This window comes from Streptomyces sp. NPDC005878 (genome assembly GCF_040629815.1).
Classification (GTDB): domain Bacteria; phylum Actinomycetota; class Actinomycetes; order Streptomycetales; family Streptomycetaceae; genus Streptomyces.
Window position 1 is genome coordinate 146,800 of sequence record NZ_JBEXWK010000017.1, and the last position, 22,446, is coordinate 169,245.

At 73.8% G+C, this 22,446-nt stretch carries 20 protein-coding genes; 9 read left to right on the forward strand and 11 right to left on the reverse strand.

Annotated elements, in window-relative coordinates; genetic code table 11:
• Window positions 1-110: 110 nt before the first annotated feature.
• Window positions 111-593 (reverse strand): GNAT family N-acetyltransferase, encoded by a 483-nt coding sequence (locus ABZ404_RS24190; RefSeq protein WP_358831301.1) that lies wholly within the window; start codon window positions 591-593, stop codon window positions 111-113.
• A gap of 193 nt (window positions 594-786) precedes the next feature.
• On the opposite strand from ABZ404_RS24190, the gene ABZ404_RS24195 reads away from it, so the two are divergent.
• The gene (locus tag ABZ404_RS24195) at window positions 787-1,647 is read left to right on the forward strand and encodes a nuclease (protein WP_358831315.1); all 861 of its coding nucleotides are present in this window, start codon (window positions 787-789) and stop codon (window positions 1,645-1,647) included.
• A 21-nt stretch (window positions 1,648-1,668) separates the two neighbouring features.
• Here the strand turns inward: ABZ404_RS24195 and ABZ404_RS24200 are convergent, their stop codons facing one another.
• Entirely contained in the window at window positions 1,669-3,102 is a 1,434-nt protein-coding gene (locus tag ABZ404_RS24200) for an NAD(P)/FAD-dependent oxidoreductase (RefSeq protein WP_358831302.1), read from the reverse strand.
• A gap of 138 nt (window positions 3,103-3,240) precedes the next feature.
• Here ABZ404_RS24200 and trxA point away from each other — a divergent pair, with 138 nt between their 5' ends.
• Window positions 3,241-3,609, forward strand: a complete 369-nt coding sequence (gene trxA, locus ABZ404_RS24205; RefSeq protein ID WP_358831303.1) for a thioredoxin — start codon at window positions 3,241-3,243, stop codon at window positions 3,607-3,609.
• Window positions 3,610-3,631: 22 nt separating this feature from the next.
• On the opposite strand, the gene ABZ404_RS24210 is transcribed toward trxA, so the two are convergent.
• The 5 genes from ABZ404_RS24210 to ABZ404_RS24230 form a co-directional block, all read right to left on the reverse strand.
• A complete protein-coding gene (locus ABZ404_RS24210; protein ID WP_358831304.1) occupies window positions 3,632-4,555 on the reverse strand; it encodes an AEC family transporter in 924 nt (307 codons plus the stop codon).
• 115 nt (window positions 4,556-4,670) lie between these two features.
• A complete protein-coding gene (locus ABZ404_RS24215) occupies window positions 4,671-6,107 on the reverse strand; it encodes a benzaldehyde dehydrogenase (RefSeq protein ID WP_358831305.1) in 1,437 nt (478 codons plus the stop codon).
• Window positions 6,108-6,299: 192 nt separating this feature from the next.
• Window positions 6,300-7,484, reverse strand: a complete 1,185-nt coding sequence (locus ABZ404_RS24220; RefSeq protein ID WP_358831306.1) for a thiolase family protein — start codon at window positions 7,482-7,484, stop codon at window positions 6,300-6,302.
• Window positions 7,485-7,672: 188 nt separating this feature from the next.
• Window positions 7,673-7,927 (reverse strand): hypothetical protein, encoded by a 255-nt coding sequence (locus ABZ404_RS24225; RefSeq protein WP_358831307.1) that lies wholly within the window; start codon window positions 7,925-7,927, stop codon window positions 7,673-7,675.
• 182 nt (window positions 7,928-8,109) lie between these two features.
• Window positions 8,110-9,558 (reverse strand): APC family permease, encoded by a 1,449-nt coding sequence (locus ABZ404_RS24230; protein WP_358831308.1) that lies wholly within the window; start codon window positions 9,556-9,558, stop codon window positions 8,110-8,112.
• A gap of 185 nt (window positions 9,559-9,743) precedes the next feature.
• Here ABZ404_RS24230 and ABZ404_RS24235 point away from each other — a divergent pair, with 185 nt between their 5' ends.
• Both ABZ404_RS24235 and ABZ404_RS24240 read left to right on the forward strand, forming a co-directional pair.
• Window positions 9,744-10,931: an ROK family protein gene (locus tag ABZ404_RS24235; protein ID WP_358831309.1), complete on the forward strand. Its 1,188-nt coding sequence runs from the start codon at window positions 9,744-9,746 to the stop codon at window positions 10,929-10,931.
• An 87-nt stretch (window positions 10,932-11,018) separates the two neighbouring features.
• A complete protein-coding gene (locus tag ABZ404_RS24240; RefSeq protein ID WP_358831310.1) occupies window positions 11,019-13,706 on the forward strand; it encodes a sugar-binding domain-containing protein in 2,688 nt (895 codons plus the stop codon).
• 43 nt (window positions 13,707-13,749) lie between these two features.
• On the opposite strand, the gene ABZ404_RS24245 is transcribed toward ABZ404_RS24240, so the two are convergent.
• Together ABZ404_RS24245 and ABZ404_RS24250 are read right to left on the reverse strand one after the other, a co-directional pair.
• A complete protein-coding gene (locus ABZ404_RS24245; RefSeq protein WP_358990855.1) occupies window positions 13,750-14,790 on the reverse strand; it encodes a glycosyl hydrolase family 18 protein in 1,041 nt (346 codons plus the stop codon).
• 102 nt (window positions 14,791-14,892) lie between these two features.
• On the reverse strand, window positions 14,893-15,717 hold the full coding sequence (locus ABZ404_RS24250; RefSeq protein ID WP_358834547.1) for a TIGR02452 family protein: 825 nt from the start codon (window positions 15,715-15,717) through the stop codon (window positions 14,893-14,895).
• Between the two features lie 134 nt (window positions 15,718-15,851).
• Between ABZ404_RS24250 and egtA the strand changes: the two genes are divergently transcribed.
• From egtA to egtD, 4 genes are read left to right on the forward strand one after another with little or no spacing between them, the layout of a single operon-like run.
• On the forward strand, window positions 15,852-17,105 hold the full coding sequence (gene egtA, locus ABZ404_RS24255; protein ID WP_358834546.1) for an ergothioneine biosynthesis glutamate--cysteine ligase EgtA: 1,254 nt from the start codon (window positions 15,852-15,854) through the stop codon (window positions 17,103-17,105).
• Window positions 17,102-18,433, forward strand: a complete 1,332-nt coding sequence (gene egtB / locus ABZ404_RS24260) for an ergothioneine biosynthesis protein EgtB (RefSeq protein WP_358834545.1) — start codon at window positions 17,102-17,104, stop codon at window positions 18,431-18,433. Before egtA ends, egtB begins: the two co-directional genes overlap by 4 nt.
• A complete protein-coding gene (gene egtC / locus ABZ404_RS24265) occupies window positions 18,433-19,212 on the forward strand; it encodes an ergothioneine biosynthesis protein EgtC (RefSeq protein WP_358834544.1) in 780 nt (259 codons plus the stop codon). The genes egtB and egtC overlap by 1 nt, the downstream gene beginning before the upstream one ends.
• Complete coding sequence (gene egtD, locus ABZ404_RS24270; RefSeq protein WP_358834543.1) at window positions 19,185-20,183, forward strand: L-histidine N(alpha)-methyltransferase; 999 nt, start codon at window positions 19,185-19,187, stop codon at window positions 20,181-20,183. The genes egtC and egtD overlap by 28 nt, the downstream gene beginning before the upstream one ends.
• Here the strand turns inward: egtD and ABZ404_RS24275 are convergent.
• Window positions 20,161-21,462: an extracellular solute-binding protein gene (locus ABZ404_RS24275; protein WP_358834542.1), complete on the reverse strand. Its 1,302-nt coding sequence runs from the start codon at window positions 21,460-21,462 to the stop codon at window positions 20,161-20,163. The genes egtD and ABZ404_RS24275 overlap by 23 nt on opposite strands.
• Before the next feature lie 192 nt (window positions 21,463-21,654).
• On the opposite strand from ABZ404_RS24275, the gene ABZ404_RS24280 reads away from it, so the two are divergent.
• A complete protein-coding gene (locus tag ABZ404_RS24280; RefSeq protein ID WP_358834541.1) occupies window positions 21,655-21,876 on the forward strand; it encodes a dodecin in 222 nt (73 codons plus the stop codon).
• Window positions 21,877-21,910: 34 nt separating this feature from the next.
• On the opposite strand, the gene ABZ404_RS24285 is transcribed toward ABZ404_RS24280, so the two are convergent.
• A complete protein-coding gene (locus ABZ404_RS24285; protein WP_358834540.1) occupies window positions 21,911-22,399 on the reverse strand; it encodes a hypothetical protein in 489 nt (162 codons plus the stop codon).
• Between the last annotated feature and the right edge of the window lie 47 nt (window positions 22,400-22,446).

The following is a 22,446-nucleotide window of genomic DNA, read 5'->3' on the forward strand; positions in this document are numbered from 1 at the left end:
AGGCGCGAGGGGGTCCGGCCGGGGCAGCGGGCTCCCCTCGCGCACGGAAGCGGCGCGACGGCACGGCCCACGGCCGCCCGGCGGCTTCCCATGCGCCGCGCGGGGCCCGCTCAGAGCGACGGGACCGGGATCTCCAGCTCCGGGCGGTCCCACAGGACCGCGGGCGGGTTGGCGCGGGCCGTGCCGGTCCTGAGCGCGCCCACGCTGCGGTAGAAGCCTTCGGAGGGCGGGTGCGAGACCACCCGGACGCGGTCGAGACCGGCGGCCCGGGCCCGGTCGGTCATGTGCGCGATGAGCCGGCGTCCGATGCCGAGCCCCTGGGCGTCGTCGGCGACGAACATCAGGTCCAGCTCGGCCGGGGCGAGCAGCAGGGCGTAGAAGCCGAGCAGCCGGTCGTCGGCGCCGACCGCCACGTACACCTCGTGCGTCTCGATGTAGTCGGGGCCCACCCGGTAGCCCGCGACCATCGCGGCGTACGGGCCCTCGTAGGCACGGGAGGACCGTACGAGCCGGGTGAGCCGCTTGGCGTCGCGGGCGGCCGCGCGCCGGATCCGCACGGTCTCCTCGGCGTCGCCGGTAATGCGTGAGGTCATGGGGTGAGTATTACTGACGCGGAGCCGCGCGGGCGAACCGGGGGCGGTACGCGCAACGGCGTACGGCGGTGTACGCGCCGGAGCCCGGTGGACCGTACTTATCGCGGCTTGTCGCGCGGGACGGGCGCGCACGGCGCCCGGGCGGCGGATCCTGGGAGTGCGCGGTGCGCACACGGAGGAGGCCGTCGTGGGAATGCTCGTGATCGAAGGTTCGTACCGCATCACCGGTGCCCGCCCGGACGGCGACTCCGTCCGCTTCCACCCGGCCGATCCCGCCCACTGGGACCTGGTGCCGGGGCCGCACCGCGTCCGGCGCAACCGCTCCGGCGGCGCCCAGCTGCGCCTCGACGGCATCGACACGCTGGAGACGCACTACGTCCCGGCGCACGGCCGTGAGCTGAGCCAGCCGCCGCCGTTCGCGGAGCGGGCGGCGGGCGCGCTCACCACCTGGCTCGGCTTCCTCGGCGTGGAGCGCGACACCCACGGCACGGTCACCGCGTCCGAGCCCGCCCAGGCCCCGGGATTCATCCTCACCCGGGGCGCCGACCTGCACGGACGCTGCGTGGCGCTGGCCGGCCGGGGACCCGCGCCGGGGCCCGGCGGGCGTCAGCTCTTCGTCGACGAGGCGCTGCTGCGCCAGACCGCCAACCTCGCCCAACTGGCCGACGGGCTCGCCTATCCGACGTACTACACCAAGCTGTTCGTCGGTCTGCGCGCCGCGATGACGGAGGCGGTACGGGAGGCGCGCACGGCCGCGGGCGGGCTGTGGCCGGTCGACCTGACCGCGACCGGCGCGAAGATCGACGGGCTGGGCTCGCTCACCGGGACCGCGGTCGTGCTGCCGAAGCTGTTCCGGCGTCTGGCGGACTATCTGGTGCTGGGCGACGGCGACCCCTCGCTCGCCGGGTTCAAGGCCTTCCTCGACCAGCGCGCCGACCGCGTACTGATCGTCCCCAAGGGGCAGTTCACCACCTTGTCGACGGTCGTGGAGGTCGCCGACCAGACCGTCCGGATGACGGAGCTCCCGGAGAACCTGGTCTTCGAGGAGCGCTGACGGCGGCCTCCACCCGTGCGGCTACCGGTCCCGGTACGCCTCCAGGAGCCGCAGCCACACCTCACTGATCGTCGGGTACGCCGGGACCGCGTGCCACAGCCGTCCGATCGGGACCTCGGCGGCGATGGCGACGGTGGCCGCGTGGATCAGCTCGCCCACGCCGGGGCCGACGAAGGTGACGCCGAGCAGGACCTCACGGTCCAGGTCCACGACCATCCGGGCGCGGCCCCGGTAGCCGTCCGCGTACAGACCCGCGCCCGCGACCCCGCCGAGGTCCTGGTCGACGGCGCGGACACGGTGTCCGGCCGCCTCCGCCTCGGCCAGGGTCAGCCCCGCCGACGCCACCTCGGGGTCGGTGAAGACGACCTGGGGGACGGCGGCGCGGTCGGCGGTGGCCGCGTGGGCGCCCCACGGGTCGGTCTCCAGGAGGGGGACCTTCGCCGCCCGCGCGGCGATCGCCGCGCCCGCGATCCTCGCCTGGTACTTGCCCTGGTGGGTCAGGAGCGCGCGGTGGTTGACGTCGCCCACCGCGTACAGCCAGTCGCTCCCCGCCACCCGGCAGGAGTCGTCGACCGGCAGCCAGGAGCCGGGCTCCATGCCGATGGTGTCGAGGCCGATGTCGTCGGTGCGCGGGGCGCGGCCGGTGGCGAAGAGGATCTCGTCGGCCTCGATGCGCCCGCCGTCGTCCAGGACCACCGTGACGGGGCCGGAGCCGCCCTCGCGGACGACCTCGGAGACGTTCACCTGCGTACGGACGGAGGCACCCGCCTCCTTCAGTGCCTCGGCGACCAGCTCGCCCGCGAACGGCTCCATCTTCGGCAGCAGCCCCTCGCCGCGCACCAGGACCGTCACCTGGGCACCGAACGCCTGCCAGGCCGTCGCCATCTCGACGCCGACCACTCCCCCGCCGACGACCACGAGCCGGCCCGGCACCTGCTGGGCGCTGGTGGCCTCGCGGCTGGTCCAGGGCCGGGCGTCGGCGATGCCGGGGAGGCCGGGCAGGAGGGCGCGGCTGCCGGTGCAGACGGCCACGGCGTGCCGGGCGGTCAGCACGTGGTGCTCGCCCTCGGGGCTGGTGACGCTGACCTTGCGGGTGCCGTAGAGGCGCCCGTGGCCGCGGTAGAGGTGGGCGCCGATGCCGTCCAGCCACCGCACCTGCCCCTCGTCCTGCCAGTGCGAGGTGTACTCGTCGCGGTGGGCGAGCACGGCGGGCACGTCAAGCGGGCCCGCCACGCTGTCGCGCAGGCCCGGCACCTTGCGCGCGTCCGCGCGCGCGATCACCGGCCGCAGCAGGGCCTTGCTGGGCATGCACGCCCAGTACGAGCACTCGCCCCCGACCAGTTCGCTCTCCACCACGGCGCAGCTCAGCCCCGCCGCCCGCACCCGGTCGGCGACGTTCTCGCCCACCGGTCCCGCTCCCAGCACCACCACGTCGTATTCCAAGGCTTCGGTCATGGGGACAGTCTGGTGCGAGGAGTACCGCGAAGCCACAGGGGCAGGGGTGGGTCAGCGAATGAATCCACGGAATACCACGACGGCGGCAGCCGTTGTGCGAGGCGGCTTCACGGTGAGGCCAGGAAGAGGGAGTGCGTGATGGCGACTGTGGAGCTGACCAAGGAGAACTTCGACCAGGTCGTGTCCGACAACGACTTCGTCCTGATCGACTTCTGGGCCTCCTGGTGCGGTCCCTGCCGGCAGTTCGGCCCGGTCTACGAGGCCGCGTCCGAGCGCCACGAGGACCTGGTCTTCGCCAAGGTGGACACCGAGGCCCAGCAGGAGCTGGCGGCGGCCTTCGAGATCCGTTCGATCCCCACGCTGATGATCGTCCGCGAGAACGTGGCGATCTTCTCGCAGCCCGGCGCGCTGCCCGAGGCCGCCCTCGAGGACGTGATCGGCCAGGCGCGCGCCCTCGACATGGACGAGGTCCGCAAGTCGGTCGAGGAGGCCGACAAGGGGAAGTAGGCCGCCCCGGACCGCCCGCGCCTCAGCCCAGCTGCCAGGCGATCAGTGACAGGGACACCATCGACAGGAGCGTCGAGAGCAGCACGGTGTCCCTGGGCAGCTGGGTGTCCAGGGAGTACTCGGACGCGAAGATGAACGCGTTCTGCGCGGTGGGCAGCCCCGCGCACAGCACCACCGCGAACAGCGCGTGCCCGTCCAGGGCGAAGAGCCAGCGTCCGAGCGCGTAGGCGAGCAGGGGCTGCGCCGCGACCTTCAGCCCCACCAGGATCAGCCGCTCGGTCCGGCCGTCGGCGTCGGGCCGGGCGCGCGCGTTCAGCGACATCCCGAGGGCGAACAGGGCCGACGGGACGGCGGCGCCGCCGAGGATCTGGAGCGGCGAGACCACCTCCGCGGGCAGCTTGAGCCCGAGCCCGGCGATGACGAGACCCAGCGCGGACGCCCCGATCACCGGGTTGCGGAAAGGCAGTTGGAGGATCCGCGTCCAGCGCTCGCGCCCGGCCCGCCGTACGTCCAGCTCGATCAGGACGAGGATCAGCGGCGTGATGAAGAGCATCTGGAAGAGCGCCGCGGCGACGATGAACGAGGTGTCGTGCAGGACGTGCACGGCGACCGGGATGCCCAGGTTGGCGGAGTTGACGTAGGACGCGGCCATCGCGCCTATCGCCTGCTCGCCGCGTTTGCGGCGGAACATCCAGCGGCTGACCAGCAGTCCGGCCGCGAACACCGTGACCAGGCTGGCCGCGAAGACGGCCACGCCCGGCCGGGCCAGGTCGCCCGGGTGCGAGCGCGCCATCGTCAGGAACAGCAGCGACGGCATCGCGAAGGTGAACGCGAACCGGCCCAGTACGTGCTGCGCCTGGTCGCCGAGCACATGGGTGCGCCCGGCGCCCCAGCCGCAGGCGGTGAGCGCCCAGATGGGCAGGAAGCCGCTGATCACTGAATGCACCGCGCAAGCATAGGAGTGCGGTGTGAGGGGTTGATCGGGGCGGTACCGCGTGCCCCTGTCAGGGGCGGGGGAACTGGGCGAGCAGCCCCCGTCGGCCCGCAGCCGACGACGTGCCCTAGAACGGGTGGCCCTCCGGGCGGCCCCGCACCGTCGTCCACCGCAGCTCCGTGAACGCCTCCACGTTCGCCGCGCCCCCGAACCGGGCGCCCGTTCCGGACGCCGCGACTCCGCCGAAGGGCGCGACCGCCTCGTCGTTGACCGTCTGGTCGTTGATGTGGGCGATCCCGGTCGGGATCCGGTCCGCGAGTTCCAGGCCGAGCGCGGTGTCACGGGTGACGATGCCGAGGGAGAGCCCGTACGGGCTGTCGGCGGCCAGCGTCGCGGCCTCGTCCGGGGTGCGGAAGGACCGTACGGGCGCGACCGGACCGAAGACCTCCTCCGCGTACGCCGGGGTGGCGTCGTCGACGTCCGCGAGGACGGTCGGCCGGTAGAACAGGTCGCGGTGGGTGCCGCCCGCGGCGAGCCGGGCACCGCGCGCGGTGCTGGCCCGCACCAGGTCGTGGACCTTGGTGAGCTGGGCCTCGTCGATGAGCGGGCCGAGGTGGACCTGATCGCGGTACGGGTCGCCCACGGCCAGTGCCTCGGCCCTGGCGGCGAGCCGCTCCACGTACTCCTCGTAGAGCGAGGCGTGCACGAGGTGGCGGCCGGTGGTCATGCAGATCTGGCCCTGGTGGAAGAAGGAGCCCCAGGAGGCCTGGGCCACCGCGCCCTCGATGTCGGCGTCCTCCAGGACGACCAGCGCGGAGTTCCCGCCGAGCTCCAGGTGGGCGCGCTTGAGCAGGCGTCCGGCGGCCTCGCCGACCGCGCGCCCGGCGGCGGTCGAGCCGGTGAAGGAGATGACCGGGACACCGGGGTCCGTGACCAGGGCCCGCCCCATTTCGGCGCCGCCCGGCAGGACGTGCAGGAGCCCTTCGGGCAGCCCCGCCTCCTCGAAGACCGCGGCGAGCGCGAGGCCGCCGCAGACGGCCGTGCGCGGATCGGGCTTGAGGACGACGGCGTTGCCGAGCGCCAGGGCGGGCGCGACCGAGCGGATGGAGAGGATGAGCGGGGCGTTGAACGGGGCGATGACCCCGGTCACCCCGACCGGCACGCGCCGGGTGAAGCTGAGTCTGGGCTCCTCGCTCGGCAGCACCTCACCGAGCGGCCGGGAGGCGAGCGCCGCCGCCTCGTAGCACTCCTGGGCGGCCACGTGCAGCTCGAAGTCCGCCTTGCCGGGTATCGAGCCGGACTCCCGTACGAGCCATTCGCGCAGCTCGTCGGCGTACGCCGTGAACAGGTCGCCCGTCCGGCGCAGGACGGCCGCGCGGGCGAAGTGCGGGGAGCGGGCCCAGCCGGGCTGGGCCGCCCGGCCCGCCGCGACGGCGGCCGCGAGGTCGTCGGCGGTGGCCAGGGTGAGCGTGCCGAGACCTTCTCCGGTGGCGGGTTCGGTGACCTCGTACTCACCCCCCGACAGCGTCCGCGCCTGCCAGGTCTTGGGGTCGAGCAGGGTCATGAAGGATCTCCAGACTCACGGGGGAACGAGGGGAGGCCATGATCACGGGGAAGTCCCGTGCGGCATCCTAGTCCGGTCATCCGGGGAAACGTCCCCCGCCCGCCCCACCTGACACACCGGCAGGCGTGCGCGCCCGCAAGGGAGTTGGGACGGAAGGCGGCGGTCCGCCTCCCGTGCCCGCCCCGCGGTGCCTCAGCGCTCCAGGACCAGCGCCAGCCCCTGGCCGACGCCGATGCAGAGGGCGGCCAGCCCCACGCCCGAGCCGGCGGCGGCCAGTTGGTGGGCGACCGCCCCGGCGAGGCGGGCGCCCGAGGCGCCGAGCGGGTGGCCGATGGCGATGGCGCCGCCGCGCGGGTTGACCACGGCCGGATCCAGCTCCGGCCACGCGGCCAGGCACCCCAGCGCCTGGGCGGCGAACGCCTCGTTGAGCTCGAAGACGCTCAGGTCCCCCAGGCCCCGGCCCGCCTTGGCCAGCGCGGTGCGCACCGCCTCGACGGGGCCGAGCCCGAAGAGCTGCGGCTCGATCCCGGTGACCGCGGAGGTGCGGATCCGGGCCAGCGGCTCGCGGCCGGTGGCGCGCAGGCCCTCCTCGTCGACCAGGAGCAGGGCCGCGGCGCCGTCGTTGAGCGGCGAGGAGTTGCCCGCGGTCACCGAACCGCCTTCGCGGAAGGCGGGCTTGAGGCGGGCGAGCGCCTCCATGGTGGAGGACTCGCGGACGCACTCGTCGCGGGCGAGCCCGACGCCCTCGTACGGGACCACCTCGTCGTCGTACAGGCCCTTAGCCCAGGCCTCGGCGGCCTTGCGGTGGCTGTCGAGGGCGAACGCGTCCTGCTGCTCGCGGGTCAGCCCGTGCCGGTCCGCGATCAGCTCCGCGCCCTCCCCGAGGCCGGCCGTCCACTCGGCGGGCATCCTCGGGTTGGTCATCCGCCAGCCGAGCGTGGTCGACCAGAGCTGCTGGTGCCCGGCCGGGAAGGCGCGCTCCGGCTTCTGCATCACCCAGGGGGCGCGGGACATCGACTCCACCCCGCCCGCGACCGCGATGTGCGCGTCACCGAGCGCCACGGCGCGGGCGGCCTGGATGACGGCCTCCAGACCCGAGCCGCACAGGCGGTTGACGGTGACGCCGGGGACCGTCACCGGCAGCCCGGCCAGCAGCACGGCCATCCTGGCCACATCGCGGTTGTCCTCGCCGGCGCCGTTGGCGTCGCCGAAGTACACGTCGTCGATACGGGCCGGGTCGAGCTGGGGGGAGCGGGCGACGAGCGACTTCACCACGTGCGCGGCCAGGTCGTCGGGCCGCACCCCGGCGAGCGCTCCCCCGAACTTGCCGATGGGGGTGCGCACGGCGTCGACGATGTACACGTCCCGGATGCTCATCCGCTTCTCTCCCGCTGCTCGGTCGGCCGTGCCGGGTGTCGCCCGGCGCGCTCGGTCCGACACGCTCGGTCGGCCCAGTGAACTCTGGTTCACGATCAAGGCCGAGTCTCGGCCCGCCCCGGCGCGCTGTCAACGGTCCTCGGAGGACGGCCCCGGCCGCACCGGGGCCGCCCGGTGGCGGTGCCCGGTCACTCCGGGGCGATGAGCGCGGTGAGCCCGTAGTCCAGCTCCGCGCCGTCCACGAGGATCGCCTCGACGGTGCGGGTGGCGGGGTCCACGTCGGCGACGACGCCGTGCCCCGCGTAGCGCGGGTAGCCCGTCTCGCCGGTCTCGCCCGTCGCCTCGACGAGGGCGGAGCGGACGGCGCTGTCGGCCACGGACGCGGTGCCGCGGGTCTCCACGTGGGAGGGGACGATGAGGACGACCAGGCGCGAGGGGTGCATGGGGGGACGGTAGGGGCGCGGGGGCGGCGCGGGGAGGGTGCCACTCCGCCGGTGGCCGGATTTTTGCCCTGCCCGGCGGTCCGCGCGGCTCCGGCAGAGGCCGGGGGCCCGGCCGGACGACGCGGCCCGCGCGCGGCCCCGCCCGGGGACGTCCGGCGCCAACTCGCCCACCCGGCAGGGTCTCAGGCGCCGACCTCGTCCTTGGCCGGGTCCTCCAGGTACTCCTCGCGCACCTCGCGCGGGCCGAACGGCCACACCTTCTCGAAGCGGGCCCACAGCACGAACGCCACACAGCCCAGCGCCACCCAGGCCAGCGACCATTCGATGGGGTGGCGGCCCGGGGCGTTCTTGTCGGCGTAGCCGTAGATGACGAGCCAGCCGACCAGCGCGACCAGGCTGGGCAGCGGGTGGAGCCACATCCGGTACGGGCGGCGCAGTCCCGGTTGGCGGCGGCGCAGCACGGTGACGGCGGCGATCTGGGCCAGCGCCTGCACCAGCACCATCACCGTGGTGAGCAGCTGGATGAGGGTGGCGAGGTCGGTGTGGCGGCCGATGAGGAAGCCGACCGCGGTGACGGCGCCCATCGTGGCCAGGCCCAGCGTGGGGAAGCGGTGGCGGGGGTGGAGGCGGGCGTAGGGGCGGAAGAAGACGCGGTCGCGGGCGGCGTCGTAGGGCACCCGGGAGCCGCCGAGCAGTCCGGTGAAGACGGAGGCGAAGGCGGTGATGAGGATGAGGACGGTGATGACGTCGGCGGCGCCCTTGCCCCAGGTCTTCTCCAGGACGGCGGAGGCGACCGAGGTGGAGGCGATGTCGCCGGGGTCGGTCATCCGCTGCCAGTCGATGACGCCGAGGGTGCCGATCTGGAGCAGCAGGTAGATCGCCATGATGCCGAGGATGGAGAAGACGATGGAGCGCGGCAGGGTGCGGCCCGGGTCCTTGATCTCGGCGCCCATGTAGGCGGTGGTGTTGTAGCCGAGGTAGTCGTAGATGCCGATGGTGAGACCCGCGGCGAAGCCGAGCCAGAAGTGGTCACTGGTGAGCGTGAAGGCGCCCGAGGGGTAGGTGAAGGCGCGGTCGGCGCTGAAGTGCGTGGCCGAGGCCGCGATGACCAGGGTCACCGAGGCGATCATCACGGCCCACATGACGGTGGTGATCCGCGCGATGTGCTCGATGCCGCGCCACAGCAGCAGCACGACCAGCGCGATCACGCCGAGCCCGACCAGGTCGCCGCCGGTAGCGCCGAGGCCGGGTGCCAGATAGCCGAGGTACTGGACGAAGCCCACCACGCCGGTGGACATGATGAGCGGGATGAAGAGCATCGCCGTCCACACGAACAGGAACGGCAGCAGCCGTCCGCTGCGGTACTGGAAGGCCTGGCGCAGATAGACGTAACTGCCCCCGGATCCGGGCATGGAGGCGCCGAGTTCGGCCCAGATCAGCCCGTCGGCGAGGGCGAGCACCGCGCCGGCCACGAAGCCGAGGACGGCCTGCGGGCCGCCGAAGGCGGCGACCATCAGCGGGATGGTGACGAACGGGCCGATGCCGCACATCTGGCTCATGTTGATGGCGGTCGCCTGGAAGAGTCCGATACGGCGGACGAAGCCGCCGGTCGGCGGCGGTGTTCCGGACACGGGGACCCTCCTGGGGCTCGGTGGACGCGGGGCTCGGCGGACGCGGGGAACGGCCCTGCGGGCGACGGCTCTTGACCCGTGCGGAGGTGCGCCCCGGCGTCGGGCGTGCTCAAGTTAAGTATCTTTACTTATGACGTCAAGAGGTCGCCGGGAAACCGTCGGGAGCGATACGTGAGAATGAGCGGATGACCAGCAGCGACGAGGGTGAGCAGCCCTGGAACCCCCAGCGTCAGCGCAACAGCAACGAGCGGCTGCTGCTCGACCGGCTGCGCGCGGGCGGCCCCTCGTCCCGGGCCCAGCTCGCCCGCGAGAGCGGACTGTCCAAGCCCACGGTCTCCAGCGCGCTGGCCGCGCTCGCCGCCACCGGCCTGGTCCGCGAGGCCGGCACGCACACCCCCGAGCGCGGCCGGTCCGCGGTGCTCTACGCCCCGGACCCGACCGCCGGGTACGCGCTCGGCATCGACATCGGGCGGGCCTGGCTGCGGGTGGCGCTGGCGGACCTGGACGGCACGGTGGTGGCCCGCTCGGAGGTCCGCAACCAGGCCCGCACCTCGGGCACCATGGCCGACCTCGTGGTCTCCACCGCGCACCGGCTCGTCGAGGGATCGGCCGTGGACACGGAGAAGATCGCCCAGGCGGTGGTCGGCACACCGGGGGTGTACGACGCGGAGAAGCGGCGGGTGCGCTACGCCCAGCACCTGCCCGGCTGGGGCCGGCCCGGCCTGTTCGACCGGATGCGGGACGGGCTGGGGATGCCGCTGGCCGTCCACAACGACGCCAACCTGGCGGCGCTGGGCGAGTACACCTTCGGCGTCGGCGCGGGCAGCCGCCTCTTCGTCTACGTCCTGATCGGCACCGGGCTCGGCATGGGCGTGGTCAGCGAGGGCCAGCTCTTCACCGGGGCGCACGGCGGCGCCGGAGAGATCGGCTTCCTGCCCTGGCCCGGGCGGCAGAAGCCGGACACCCTGGAGGACGCGGTCTCCGGGGACGCGGTGGTGGCGGCGGCCCGTTCGCACGGCATGGCCGGGCCGCTCACGGCGAAGGACGTCTTCGACGCGGCGCGGGCCGGGGACCCGGCGGCCGTCAAGGCGGTCGAGCTGGAGGGCGAGCGCCTGGCCCACACCGTGGCGGCGGTCGCCGCGGTGCTCGACCCGGATCTGGTGGTGCTGGGCGGGGGCGTGGGCCACAGCGCGGACCTGCTGCTGCGGACGGTCCGGGAGACCCTGCGCACTCTGACCCCGCTGCGCCCGAAGGTGGCGCCGAGTTCGCTCGGGGAGGACGCGGTGCTGCTCGGCGCGGTGGCGACGGCGCTGGGCACGGCCCGGGACGTGACCTTCGAGCGGCGGACCCGCTCCGGACACCCGGGTCGTTGACATGGATTCCTCAGGTCTCTACCTTCGGGGTGCAAGTTAGTAAGGATTCCTAACTTTGATGCCCGACCTGGATACCGGGAGCCCACCGTGTTCCACCGTCGCCCTCCCGTCCGCCGCAGGACCGCCGCGGCCGCCGCGCTGACCCTCACCCTCGCGCTCCTCTCGGGGGCCCAGGAGGCAACTCCCGCCCCCCGCGCGGCGGTCGCCCCCAGCACGACGGCACTCTCCGGGTACGCCATCCAGTCCACCGCCAGGGTCACCGACTCCGCGGCGGCCGTCTCCAGCCCCGGCTACCCGGCGGCGGGCTGGTACCGAACGGGCCCCCGGTCCACGGTCCTCGCCGCGCTGCTCGCGGCCGGCACGTACGCCGACCCCTTCTACTCCACCAACCAGAAGAAGATCCCCGCCGCGGACTTCACCGTCCCCTGGTGGTACCGCTCGGACTTCACCGTCGCGGACACCTCCGCGCGCACATACCTCGACTTCAGCGGGGTCGTCTCGGCCGCCGACGTGTTCGTCAACGGGCGCCGGGTCGCGGACCGGAGCGCGGTCGCCGGGGCCTACACCCGCCATGAGCTCGACATCACCTCCGCCGTGAGGTCCGGCACCAACACCGTCGCCTTCCGCGTCCAGCCCAACAACCCCCGCGAACACCTCACCATGGGGTGGATCGACTGGCTCCAGCCGCCGCCCGACGAGAACATGGGCATCGTCCGGGACGTGCTGGTGCGCCGGGGCGGCCCGGTCGCGCTGCGCGACGCGCATGTGGTGACCAGTCTCGCCGTGCCCTCGCTGGCGACCGCCGACCTGACCGTGAAGGCACAGGCCCGCAACGACTCGGCGGACACGGTGACCGCGACCGTCTCCGGCACGATCGGCGCGGTCTCCTTCGGCCAGGACGTCACCCTCGCCCCGCACGAGACCAGGACGGTCACCTTCTCCCCCGCCGCGTACCCCGGGCTGCGGCTCACCGAGCCGCGCGTGTGGTGGCCGGCCGGGATGGGCGAGCAGGCGCTCCACACGCTGGACCTGTCCGCCTCGGTCTCCGGCGACCTCTCCGACACCGCGCACGAGTCGTTCGGCATCCGCGACGTGAGGGCGCCGCTCGACGCGGACGGGGCCCGCCAGTACTCGGTCAACGGCCGCCCGCTGCTCATCAAGGGCGGCGGCTGGTCTCCGGACGAGTATCTGCGCTGGGACCGCACGTATGTGGAGGACCGGCTCAGGTACGCGCTCGACCTGGGCCTCAACACCCTCCGGCTCGAAGGGCACATCGAACCGGACGAGTTCTTCGACCTGGCGGACCGCTACGGCATCCTCACCCTGCCCGGCTGGGAGTGCTGCGACAAGTGGGAGGGGCAGGTCAACGGCGGTGAGGCGGGCGAGAAGTGGACCGCGGCGGACTACCCGGTCGCGAAGGCGTCGATGGCCGCCGAGGCGGCCCGGCTGCGCGGCCACCCCAGCGTGATCTCCTTCCTCATCGGCAGCGACTTCGCCCCGGACGCCACGATCGAGAAGGCCTACGTGGACGCGCTGCGGGCCGCCGACTGGCCCACCCCCGTGGTGGCCGCCGCCTCCGACAACTCCGCGCCGATCACGCGGCGTTCGGGCATGAAGATGAGCGGCCCCTACGACTGGGTGCCGCCCGCCTACTGGTACGACAAGCAGGAGGGCGGGGCGAGCGGCTTCAACTCCGAGACGAGCGCCGGCCCCGACGTCCCCACCCTGGACACCCTGCGCCGCATGATGTCACCGGCCGAGCTGGACACGCTCTGGAAGAACCCCTCGGCCAAGCAGTACCACCGCTCCCCCTCGTCGGTCTTCGCCACCCTCGGCATCTACGACGCGGCCCTGACCGGCCGCTACGGCGCCCCGACCGGCCTGGACGACTATGTGCGCAAGGCCCAGCTCGCCCAGTACGAGAACGTGCGCGCCCAGTTCGAGGCGTACGCCCGCAACGCCAAGGACGCCTCCAAGCCCTCGACCGGGATCGTGTACTGGATGTTCAACAGCGGCTGGACCTCCCTGCACTGGCAGCTGGTGGACCGCTACCTCGACCAGGGCGGCGCCTACTTCGGCGCCAAGAAGGCCAACGAACCGCTGCACGTCCAGTACTCCTACGACGACCGCACCATCGCCGTGGTGAACAACCGGCACACGCCCGCCTCCGGTCTCACCGCGCGGGTGACGCTTTTCACCACCGACGGGAAGCAGAAGTACGACAGGACGGCGACGGGGGTGGCCGTGGGCGGCGACGGGGCCCGGACGACGGCGCTCACCGTCCCGGCGAAGGTCGACGGCCTCTCCACCACCTACCTCGCCCGGCTGCTGCTCACCGACGCCACCGGGCGGGAGGTGAGCCGCAACGTGTACTGGCTCTCCACCAAGGCGGACGTCCTCGACTACGCCAGGACCGACTGGTACCACACCCCCACCACGGCCTACGCCGACCTCAAGGGCCTGAGCACGATGGCGAAGGCGGCGGTGACCGCCACCGGCGCCACCACGGCGCACGACGACGGCACGTCGACCACCACCGTCACCCTCACCCGCACGGGAACGGGCGCGGCCCCGGCGCTGCTCACCGACGTCCACCTGGTGGACGCCGGGGGCGCCCCGGTCCTGCCCGTCCGCTGGTCCGACAACCAGGTCTCGCTCTGGCCCGGTGAGACCACGACCCTCACCGCCACCTACCGGACCGCCGACCTGCACGGATCCGCCCCGTGGCTGCGCGTCTCCGGCTGGAACACGCCGACGGCCACGGTCAGGGGCTGAACCGGGACCGGTGGACGCCGAGAGCCTGTCCTTGAAGAGGCTCTCAGGTCCTCGCCAGCACCGGCCACACGGCCGGGTCCTCGAAGTTCAGGGCCCACAGGGAGGTGGCGCGGACGCCGTAGCGGGCCAGGACCGGCAGATCGGCCTCGACACCCCGGGCGTCCTGGTACCAGACCTCGCGGGCCGTGCCCCCGTCCTGGTAGCTGAAGTGCGGGGTCTGCGAGACGGGGTCGAGCTGATACGGCGCGCCCTTCGCCGTGCGCAGGGTCTCGGCCTCGCGCCAGGTGACGTGCCGGGCCCGGCCACCGCCCGAGGCGGGCCAGTCCCAGCCGTAGGCGGGCAGCGCCATCTCGATCCGGTCGGGCGGGATCAGCACGGTGGCGCGGCGCAGGATGTCCTCGTACCAGTCGACCCCGGCCAGCGGGCCGGGGCTGCCGCCCGACCAGTGCCGGTCGTACGCCATGATCCGCACCCGGTCGGCGGCCCGGCCGAGCGCCGCGTAGTCCCAGACGCGGCCGGTGGTCGCGGTCTGCGGGGAGACGGTGCTGACGCACTTCTTGGCGAGGGCGTGCAGACGGGCGCAGAGCTCGCCGATGAAGGCGGCGTAGGCCGCCCGCACCGCGGGGTAGTCGGCGTCGCCGGTCGGGGCGATGGACTCGTAGTCGATGTCGAGGCCGTCGTAGGAGCGGCTGCCCACCACCGTGAGCAGGGCCGTGATGTGGGTGGCCCGGCGGTCCGGGTCGGTGAGGATCGCGGCGAGGACGCCGGGTTTCATCGTCTCCATGACGGTGGGCACCACCGCGATCCCGGCCGCGTGCAGCCCGTCGATGACGCGCTGGGCGCCGGCACCGGGATGCCCGTCGATCCGCTCGGCGCCGACCGCCTGGTACCAGAACGGGCTGACGGTGTGCAGCTGGGCCGCGTGGCGCAGGGCGTCCTGATAGGCGCCCTCCTGGTCCCAGTACGGCAGCCAGGCGGAGACGGACCGGGGCGGCGGCGCGGGTTCGGCGGCCGCGCGGGGCGGGGGCGCGGCGAGGACGGCGAGGACGGCGCAGAGCAGCGCCGCGAGGGCTCGGACGATCATGCTCCGAGCCTGGCCGCCGTCCGTCTCCAAGGCGCGCGTCCGCTGCGCCGTCCGGCGCAATCGCGGGGTCCGCGCTCACCCCCGGCGGTCGGCGCGGGGCCGTCACGCCGCCGCGAACACCTCCTCGAAGGCCCGCAGCGTCGCGCGGCCGGCCGTGCGGTCCAGGACCGCGAAGACCACCTCGTCGAAGTGCCGGGCGAAGCGGCCGCCGCCCGTGAGATGGGCGTGGAAGGCGCCCGCCACCTGCGCCGGGTCGTTGCGGAAGACGCCGCAGCCCCAGGCGCCGAGCACCAGCCGCCGGTAGCCGCAGTGGGCCGCGGTCTCCAGGACGCGCTCCGCGCGCCGGGCGAGGGCCGGGGCGATGCGGTCCACGTCCCGCGGGGCCCGCCGGCGGATCACTCCGGCGTTGGGCGCGGGGCAGGTCAGGAAGCCGACCCGGAACGGCTCGTCGAGGAGGCGGCCCCGGTCGTCGCGGAAGACCGGCACCCCGGGCGAGTGGATCACCCGGTCGGTGTAGAGGACATCGCGGTCGGCGCGGTGGTGCTCGTAGAATCCGGGCGCCCGCAGCAGCGTCGGGTACAGCGCGGAGGAGCGGCACAGCGCCTCCTCCTGGGCCTGCGCCCCGTTCAGGAAGCCGCCGCCGGGGTTGCGCGCGGAGGCGAAGTTCAGCACGGCGACCTCGCCGGGGCCCTCGCCCACCAGGCGCCGGGCCGCCTCCAGGCTGCTCTCGCCGGTCACCGCGCATACGCTGGAACCGTCGGTGCCGGGCGTCACGGGCACCGGGCCGGGGCCGAAGAGGCGGGTTCCTTCGACGGCCGCCGCCACCCAGGCGGCGATCGCGACCGTGGACCCGCCGGGCGTCTCGTACGCTCCGGCTTCGGTGATCTCCACGGTGTGGCGCGCGAGGTCGCGCAGTCGTGCACTCATATTTAGCATCGTTGACGCCAGGAGAACACTCCCGCAACATACTTTCCGTCCGGATGGGCACTCTTGTGCGAGAAGACGGCAGTGGCTTAGGTGGGACAGTGCACCGAAAACGTTCCCGCGTGGGGGAAGCGACCATGCTGACCAGACAGTTCACCGAAACGGAAGCGGACGATCTGCTTCGATGCATCTGTTTCAAGACCGGTCCACCTCGGGCTGTCGGGGTCGAAGTGGAGTGGCTGGTCCATGATCTCCACGACCCGCGTCTGCCCGTTCCGCACGACCGACTCGCCGCCGCCTACGCCTCGTTGAGGGCGCTGCCGCTGCGGTCGGCACTCACCGTCGAACCCGGCGGCCAGCTGGAGCTCAGCTCGCTGCCCGCCGGTTCCCTCATGGAGTGCGTCGACTCCGTGGCGGCCGATCTCCGAGCCGTCCGGGCCGCTCTTCGCACCAGGGACCTCACCCTCACCGGACTCGGCCAGGAGCCGTGGCAGTCGCCGCGCCGCTTCCTGCACGATCCCCGCTACGACGCCATGGAAGCCCACTTCGACCGGACGGGACCGGCGGGACGGGCCATGATGTGCGCCTCCGCCTCCGTCCAGGTCTGCCTCGACGCCGGGTACGAGGAGCCGGGCCCGCTCGGCTTCGGACGCCGCTGGCGCCTGGCCCACCTCCTCGGCGCGGTCCTGGTCGCCGCCTTCGCCAACTCCCCCCGCCAGGAGGGCAGAACCACCGGCTGGCGCTCCTCCCGGCAGGCGGTGTGGACCGACATCGACCCGGTACGGGCGCTCGCGCCGCCGCTGGACGCCGAGCCCCGGGCGGCCTGGGCCGCGCACGTCCTGGACGCGCCGGTGATGTGCGTGCGCTCCGACGGGGAGGCGTGGCAGGCGCCCGAGGGGCTCACCTTCCGCCAGTGGCTGCGCACCGCGCAGCCGCGCCCGGCCACCCGCGAGGACCTCGACTACCACCTGACCACGCTCTTCCCGCCGGTGCGGCCGCGCGGGCACCTGGAGCTGCGCATGATCGACGCGCAGCCCGGCGAGGACGGCTGGATCGTCCCGCTCGCCGTGACCACCGCGCTCTTCGACGACCAGGAGGCGGCCGAGACCGCCTACCGGGCGGTCAAGTCCCTGGCGGAGCGGGCCGGTTCGGCGCCCGCGCCGCGCAACCCGCTGTGGGCCGACGCCGCGCGCGCGGGGCTCGCCGACCCCGAGCTGCGGGAGGCCGCCGGGACCTGCTTCGCCGCCGCGCTGGAGGCACTGCCCCGGCTCGGCGCCACCACCGAGGTCCGCGAGGCGGTCGCCGCCTTCACGGACCGCCATGTCGTACGGGGCCTCTCCCCCGCGGACCTCCCGTCCGCGCCCGCCCCCGGGAAGGAATCCTCCTCATGACCGCCCCCGAACCGACCGGAGCGGACGCCACCGACCCCGAGGCGCTGCGCCGGCGCGCCCTGACGGCCCTCACCGCCGCCCGGGCGCGCACCGCCACCCTCACCTCCTGCGTCGACGACCACGACCTCACCGCCCAGCACTCCCCCCTGATGTCGCCGCTGGTCTGGGACCTGGCGCACATCGGCAACCAGGAGGAGCAGTGGCTGCTGCGGGCCGTCGCCGGGCGGGACGCGATGCGCCCGGAGATCGACTCGCTGTACGACGCCTTCGAGCACCCGCGCGCCGCCCGCCCCTCGCTGCCGCTGCTCTCCCCGGCCGAGGCGCGCCGGTACGCGGCGGAGGTGCGCGGCCGGGCGCTGGACGTCCTGGAGTCCACCCCCCTGGAGGGCGGCCCCCGCCTCGTCGACGCGGGATTCGCCTTCGGAATGGTCGCCCAGCACGAACAGCAGCACGACGAGACCATGCTGATCACCCATCAGCTCCGCAGGGGTCCGGCCGCGCTCTCCGCGCCCGAGCCGCCGGGCGGCTCCACCGCGGACCTGCCGGAGGAAGTCCTCGTCCCCGGCGGCCCGTTCACCATGGGCACCTCCGCCGAGCCCTGGGCACTGGACAACGAGCGCCCCGCCCACCACCGCATCGTCCCCGCCTTCCACCTCGACACCACCCCGGTCACCTGCGGCGCCTATCTGCGGTTCATCGAGGACGGCGGCTACACCGACGAGCGCTGGTGGGAGCCGAAGGGCTGGGCCATGGTGCGCCGGCACGGGCTCACCGCCCCGCTGTTCTGGCACCGGGAGGGCGGCCAGTGGCTGCGCCGCCGGTTCGGGGTGACCGAGCCCGTACCGCAGGACGAGCCGGTGCTCCACGTCAGCTGGTACGAGGCGGACGCGTACGCCCGCTGGGCCGGGCGGCGGCTGCCCACCGAGGAGGAGTGGGAGAAGGCGGCCCGGTACGACCCGGCCTCCGGCCGCTCCCGCCGCTACCCGTGGGGCGACGCCGACCCCACCTCCGACCACGCCAACCTCGGCCAGCGCCATCTGCGCCCGGCCCCCGCGGGCGCCTATCCGGCGGGCGCGTCCCCGCTGGGCGTGCGGCAGCTGATCGGGGACGTGTGGGAGTGGACGTCCAGCGACTTCATGCCGTACCCGGGCTTCGTGGCCTTCCCCTACCGCGAGTACTCGGAGGTGTTCTTCGGGCCCGACCACAAGGTGCTGCGCGGCGGTTCGTTCGCCGTGGACCAGGTGGCCTGCCGGGGCACCTTCCGCAACTGGGACCTTCCGGTGCGGCGGCAGATCTTCGCCGGGTTCCGGACCGCGAGGGATGCCTGATGTGCCGTCATATAGCGTTCCTGGGAACGCCCGTTCCGCTCGGTGAGCTGCTGGTGAGCCCGCCGCACGCGCTGTACCGGCAGTCCTGGGCGCCGCGTCGGCAGCGGCACGGCACGGTCAACGCCGACGGCTTCGGCGTCGGCTGGTACGCCGAGGGCGACCCCGTACCGGGGCGCTACCGCCGGCCGGGGCCGATCTGGGCCGACCCCTCGTTCGCGGACCTGGCCCGTGTGGTGCGCACCGGCGCGCTCCTCGCGGCGGTACGGGACGCCACCGAGCCGGGCCCGGACAACGAGGCCGCCTCCGCGCCCTATGCCGCCGGACCCTGGCTGTTCAGCCACAACGGGGCGGTACGGGGCTGGCCCGGCTCGCTCGCGGACCTGGCCGCCGCCCTGCCCGCCGAGGAGCTGCTGCGCCTGGAGGCCCGCTGCGACTCGGCGCTGGTGTGGGCCCTGCTGCTGCACCGGCTGCGGGCGGGCGACGAGATGGGCCGCGCGCTCGCCGAGACGGTGGCCGAGGTCGCCGCCGCGGCCCCGGACTCCCGGCTGAACCTGCTGCTCACCGACGGCGTGAGCATCGCCGCCACCGCCTGGGGCGACACCCTGTGGTACCTGGCCCGGCCGGGCGAGCGCACGGTCGTCGCCTCGGAGCCCTACGACGACGATCCGCACTGGCACGAGGTCCCCGACCGCACCCTGCTGGCCGCGACCCGTACCGACGTTGTACTGACCCCCCTCAAGGAGCCCTCCTCGTGCACCAGTCCCGCCCGTTCCAGCTGACCCGCACCCTGCCCGAGGACGCCACCGGGGCCGCGCTGCGCGCCGACGTGCTGCACGGGCTGACGGCGGACCCCAAGACCCTGCCGCCCAAGTGGTTCTACGACGCCCGGGGCAGCGAGCTGTTCGAGGAGATCACCCGGCTCGACGACTACTACCCCACCCGCGCCGAGCGGGAGATCCTCGACCAGCGGGCCGCCGAGATCGCGGCGGCCTCCGGGGCCCGCACCCTGGTCGAGCTGGGCTCCGGCTCATCGGAGAAGACCCGGCTGCTGCTCGACGCGCTGCCGGACCCGCTCACGTACATCCCGGTGGACGTCAGCGAGAGCGCGCTGACCGGCGCCGCCGCGGCGCTGATCGCGGAGCGGCCGGCGCTCGCCGTGCACGCGCTCATCGCCGACTTCACCCGGCCGCTCGACCTGCCCGCGACGCCCGGGCCGCGGCTGGTGGTCTTCCTCGGCGGCACGATCGGCAATCTCCTGCCGGACGAGCGCGCGCGGTTCCTGGCCTCGGTCGCCGCGGCGATGGAGCCGGGCGACAGCTTCCTGCTCGGCACCGACCTGGTGAAGGAGGAGTCGGTCCTGGTACGGGCCTACGACGACCGGGAGGGGGTGACGGCCGCGTTCAACAAGAACGTCCTGGCCGTCATCGACCGCGAACTCGGCGCCGACTTCGACCTCGACGACTTCGCGCACGTGGCCCGCTGGGACGCGGACCGCGAGTGGATCGAGATGCGGCTGCGGGCCCGCGCCGACCTCACCGTGAAGATCCCCGAACTGGACCTCGTGGTCCGTTTCGAGGAGGGCGAGGAGCTGCGCACCGAGATCTCGGCGAAGTTCCGCCCCGAGGGGGTACGGGCGGAGCTCGCGGCCGCGGGGCTGACGGCCACCCACTGGTGGACCGACGCCGACGGCCGCTTCGCGCTGTCGCTCGCCGTCCTCGGCGGCGCCGTCACGGGAACAGCAGCGAGCTGATCCGCGCGGAGGCCGTCCTGGCCGCCGTCCTGGGGTCGGCTCCCGTGAGCACGGCGGTCATGTACGGCTTGATGGGGTTGTCGGCCTCCACGGCGGCCCACTGGGGCGAGTTGGGCGTGGCCCGGCCCCGGGCCGCGCTCCGCGCCATCGCGGCCGCGCCCGCCTGGTTCTCCACGGCGGCCGCGAGCGCGGGCTTGTTCGGTACGTAGCTCATGGTGGCCGCGAGGTCCCGCTGCCACTTCTCCCCGGCGAGCGCCTTGACGACCTCCACGGCCTCGGTGCGGTGCGCGGACCGCTTGGGCACGATCAGGTCCGAGCCGCCGGTGAAGACCGCGCCGGGCACTGCGGCCGTCTTGCCGGGGACGGGGAAGTAGCCGAGCTTGCCGACGAGGGCGGGGTTGGCCTTCTGGATGGCCTTGGCGGTGCCGGGGACGGCGATGATCTGGGCGACACCGCCCCTGGCGAAGACCTCGGCCTGCGGGGGCGTGGCCTCGTCGGCGTTCTTGGGGCCGTTGCCCAGCGCCTGGAGCCTGCGGTAGAAGTCCATGCCGCGCAGGGCGGCGGGTGTGGCGAGGGTGCCGGTCCACTCCCCCGCGCTCTCCTGGGCGAGCTCGCCGCCCTCGTCCCAGACGAACCCGGCGAGGGTGTACCAGTCCTGTCCGGCGAGGTAGATGCCCTGGGTGGCGCCGGTATTGAGCTTCTCGGTGTCGCTCAGCCACTCGGCGCGGGTCCTGGGGGCCCGGGTGATGCCGGCCGCCCGGAACAGGTCCTTGTGGTAGATCACGACGCGGTTCGCCGCGTACCAGGGGATGCCGTACTGCGCCCCGTCGACCCGGCCGGGCTCCGCCAGGCCCGGGAGCCAGTCGGCGCTGCCCCAGTCGCGCAGCGACTCCAGGGTGAGGTCGAGCAGTCCGCCGCTGGCCGCGTACTGGGAGACCTGGGTGTTGCCGACCTCGATGACGTCGGGTGCCTCACCGGCCTTGAGGGCGGCGCTCACCTTCTGCCCGACACCCGTCCACTCCTGGATCCGTACGTCGAGCCGGACCGAGCGGTGCTCCTTCTGGTACGCGTCGGTGAACCGCTCGATGAACTCGTCGGAGGCGCTGTCCTTCATCAGCCAGACGGTGACGGTGGTGGTGGAGTCCCCGCCGACGCCCGGCAGCGCGCCGCAGCCGCCGAGGGCGAGGGCCGTGAGGAACACGACGGGGGCATGGAGGAGGGCAGGGAGGAAGCGGTTCTTCACGGAGGTCACCTTCTGCGTCACGGCACGGGCAGTCATGACCCGACGTGGGGGAAGCGCAGACGGCTCTTCCGGGGAAGGGGCGGTTGGCCAGTTCGGGTGCGGCCGATTTTGGTCTGTACCAATGAGCCGGTCAAGCCCCGTGCCGCAACCGGCTCCGGAACCGACGTCTCGCGAACCGGCGCGAGGTGGGGCACGGTGGAGGGACGCGACGAAGAGGAGTGCACCTCCATGTCCAACCACACGTACCGCGTCACCGAGATCGTCGGCACCTCCCCGGAGGGCGTCGACCAGGCCATCCGCAACGGCGTCGCCCGCGCGGCGCAGACCTTGCGCAACCTGGACTGGTTCGAGGTCACCCAGGTGCGCGGCCAGATCGCCGACGGGCGGGTCGAGCACTACCAGGTGGGTCTGAAGGTCGGCTTCCGGCTGGACGACGACCAGGAGGTCTGACCGGCCCCGGGGCGGGCCGCGCGGTCCCGGCCGCTCAGGTCCGCCCCTCCCGCTCCTGCGCGTCCTTCAGCGTCTCGGTGGGCACCGCCCAGCGCGCCCGGACGACGGGGAAGCCCGCCCGTTCGGCGGCGTCGCACACCAGCTCGTCGTCGTCCACCAGCATCCGCACCTCGCGTCCCGCCCCCAGCCGGCGCAGCAGCTCCAGCTTGGTGGTCCGGGCGGGCCTGCGGTCGGCGTCGGGCCGCATGTGGAGCGTCCCGTCCGGCAGCCCCTGGGCGGCCAGCCACGCCCGGGTGTCCCGGCGGCAGCGCTCGGGCCGGCCGGTGAGGTAGACGACCTCGCACTCCTCGGCCGCCGCCAGGCACAGCGCGATGCCCCGGGCCAGCGGCGGATCGGCCGGGGCGGCGGCGAAGAAGGCGTTCCAGTCGCGCCGGGCGCCCTCCAGGAAGTGCTGGCGGTGGCCGCTGTCGGCGAGCGTGCCGTCGAGGTCGAATACGGCCAGTGGCCTGCTGTTCCGCGTCATGCGCCCACCCTAGGGAATCCTGGCGCCGCGAGGACGTTGACGCCTGT

Excerpts from the sequence above, each read along its gene's own strand:
- egtC (WP_358834544.1), top strand. The coding sequence starts at position 18,433 with ATGTGCCGTCATATAGCGTTCCTGGGAACGCCCGTTCCGCTCGGTGAG.
- ABZ404_RS24225 (WP_358831307.1), bottom strand. The coding sequence starts at position 7,927 with ATGCACCCCTCGCGCCTGGTCGTCCTCATCGTCCCCTCCCACGTGGAG.
- ABZ404_RS24250 (WP_358834547.1), bottom strand. The coding sequence starts at position 15,717 with ATGAGTGCACGACTGCGCGACCTCGCGCGCCACACCGTGGAGATCACC.
- ABZ404_RS24215 (WP_358831305.1), bottom strand. The coding sequence starts at position 6,107 with ATGACCCTGCTCGACCCCAAGACCTGGCAGGCGCGGACGCTGTCGGGG.
- egtB (WP_358834545.1), top strand. The coding sequence starts at position 17,102 with ATGACCGCCCCCGAACCGACCGGAGCGGACGCCACCGACCCCGAGGCG.
- ABZ404_RS24245 (WP_358990855.1), bottom strand. The coding sequence starts at position 14,790 with ATGATCGTCCGAGCCCTCGCGGCGCTGCTCTGCGCCGTCCTCGCCGTC.
- ABZ404_RS24190 (WP_358831301.1), bottom strand. The coding sequence starts at position 593 with ATGACCTCACGCATTACCGGCGACGCCGAGGAGACCGTGCGGATCCGG.
- egtA (WP_358834546.1), top strand. The coding sequence starts at position 15,852 with ATGCTGACCAGACAGTTCACCGAAACGGAAGCGGACGATCTGCTTCGA.
- ABZ404_RS24280 (WP_358834541.1), top strand. The coding sequence starts at position 21,655 with ATGTCCAACCACACGTACCGCGTCACCGAGATCGTCGGCACCTCCCCG.
- ABZ404_RS24195 (WP_358831315.1), top strand. The coding sequence starts at position 787 with ATGCTCGTGATCGAAGGTTCGTACCGCATCACCGGTGCCCGCCCGGAC.
- ABZ404_RS24275 (WP_358834542.1), bottom strand. The coding sequence starts at position 21,462 with ATGACTGCCCGTGCCGTGACGCAGAAGGTGACCTCCGTGAAGAACCGC.
- ABZ404_RS24220 (WP_358831306.1), bottom strand. The coding sequence starts at position 7,484 with ATGAGCATCCGGGACGTGTACATCGTCGACGCCGTGCGCACCCCCATC.
- ABZ404_RS24285 (WP_358834540.1), bottom strand. The coding sequence starts at position 22,399 with ATGACGCGGAACAGCAGGCCACTGGCCGTATTCGACCTCGACGGCACG.
- ABZ404_RS24200 (WP_358831302.1), bottom strand. The coding sequence starts at position 3,102 with ATGACCGAAGCCTTGGAATACGACGTGGTGGTGCTGGGAGCGGGACCG.
- ABZ404_RS24235 (WP_358831309.1), top strand. The coding sequence starts at position 9,744 with ATGACCAGCAGCGACGAGGGTGAGCAGCCCTGGAACCCCCAGCGTCAG.
- trxA (WP_358831303.1), top strand. The coding sequence starts at position 3,241 with ATGGCGACTGTGGAGCTGACCAAGGAGAACTTCGACCAGGTCGTGTCC.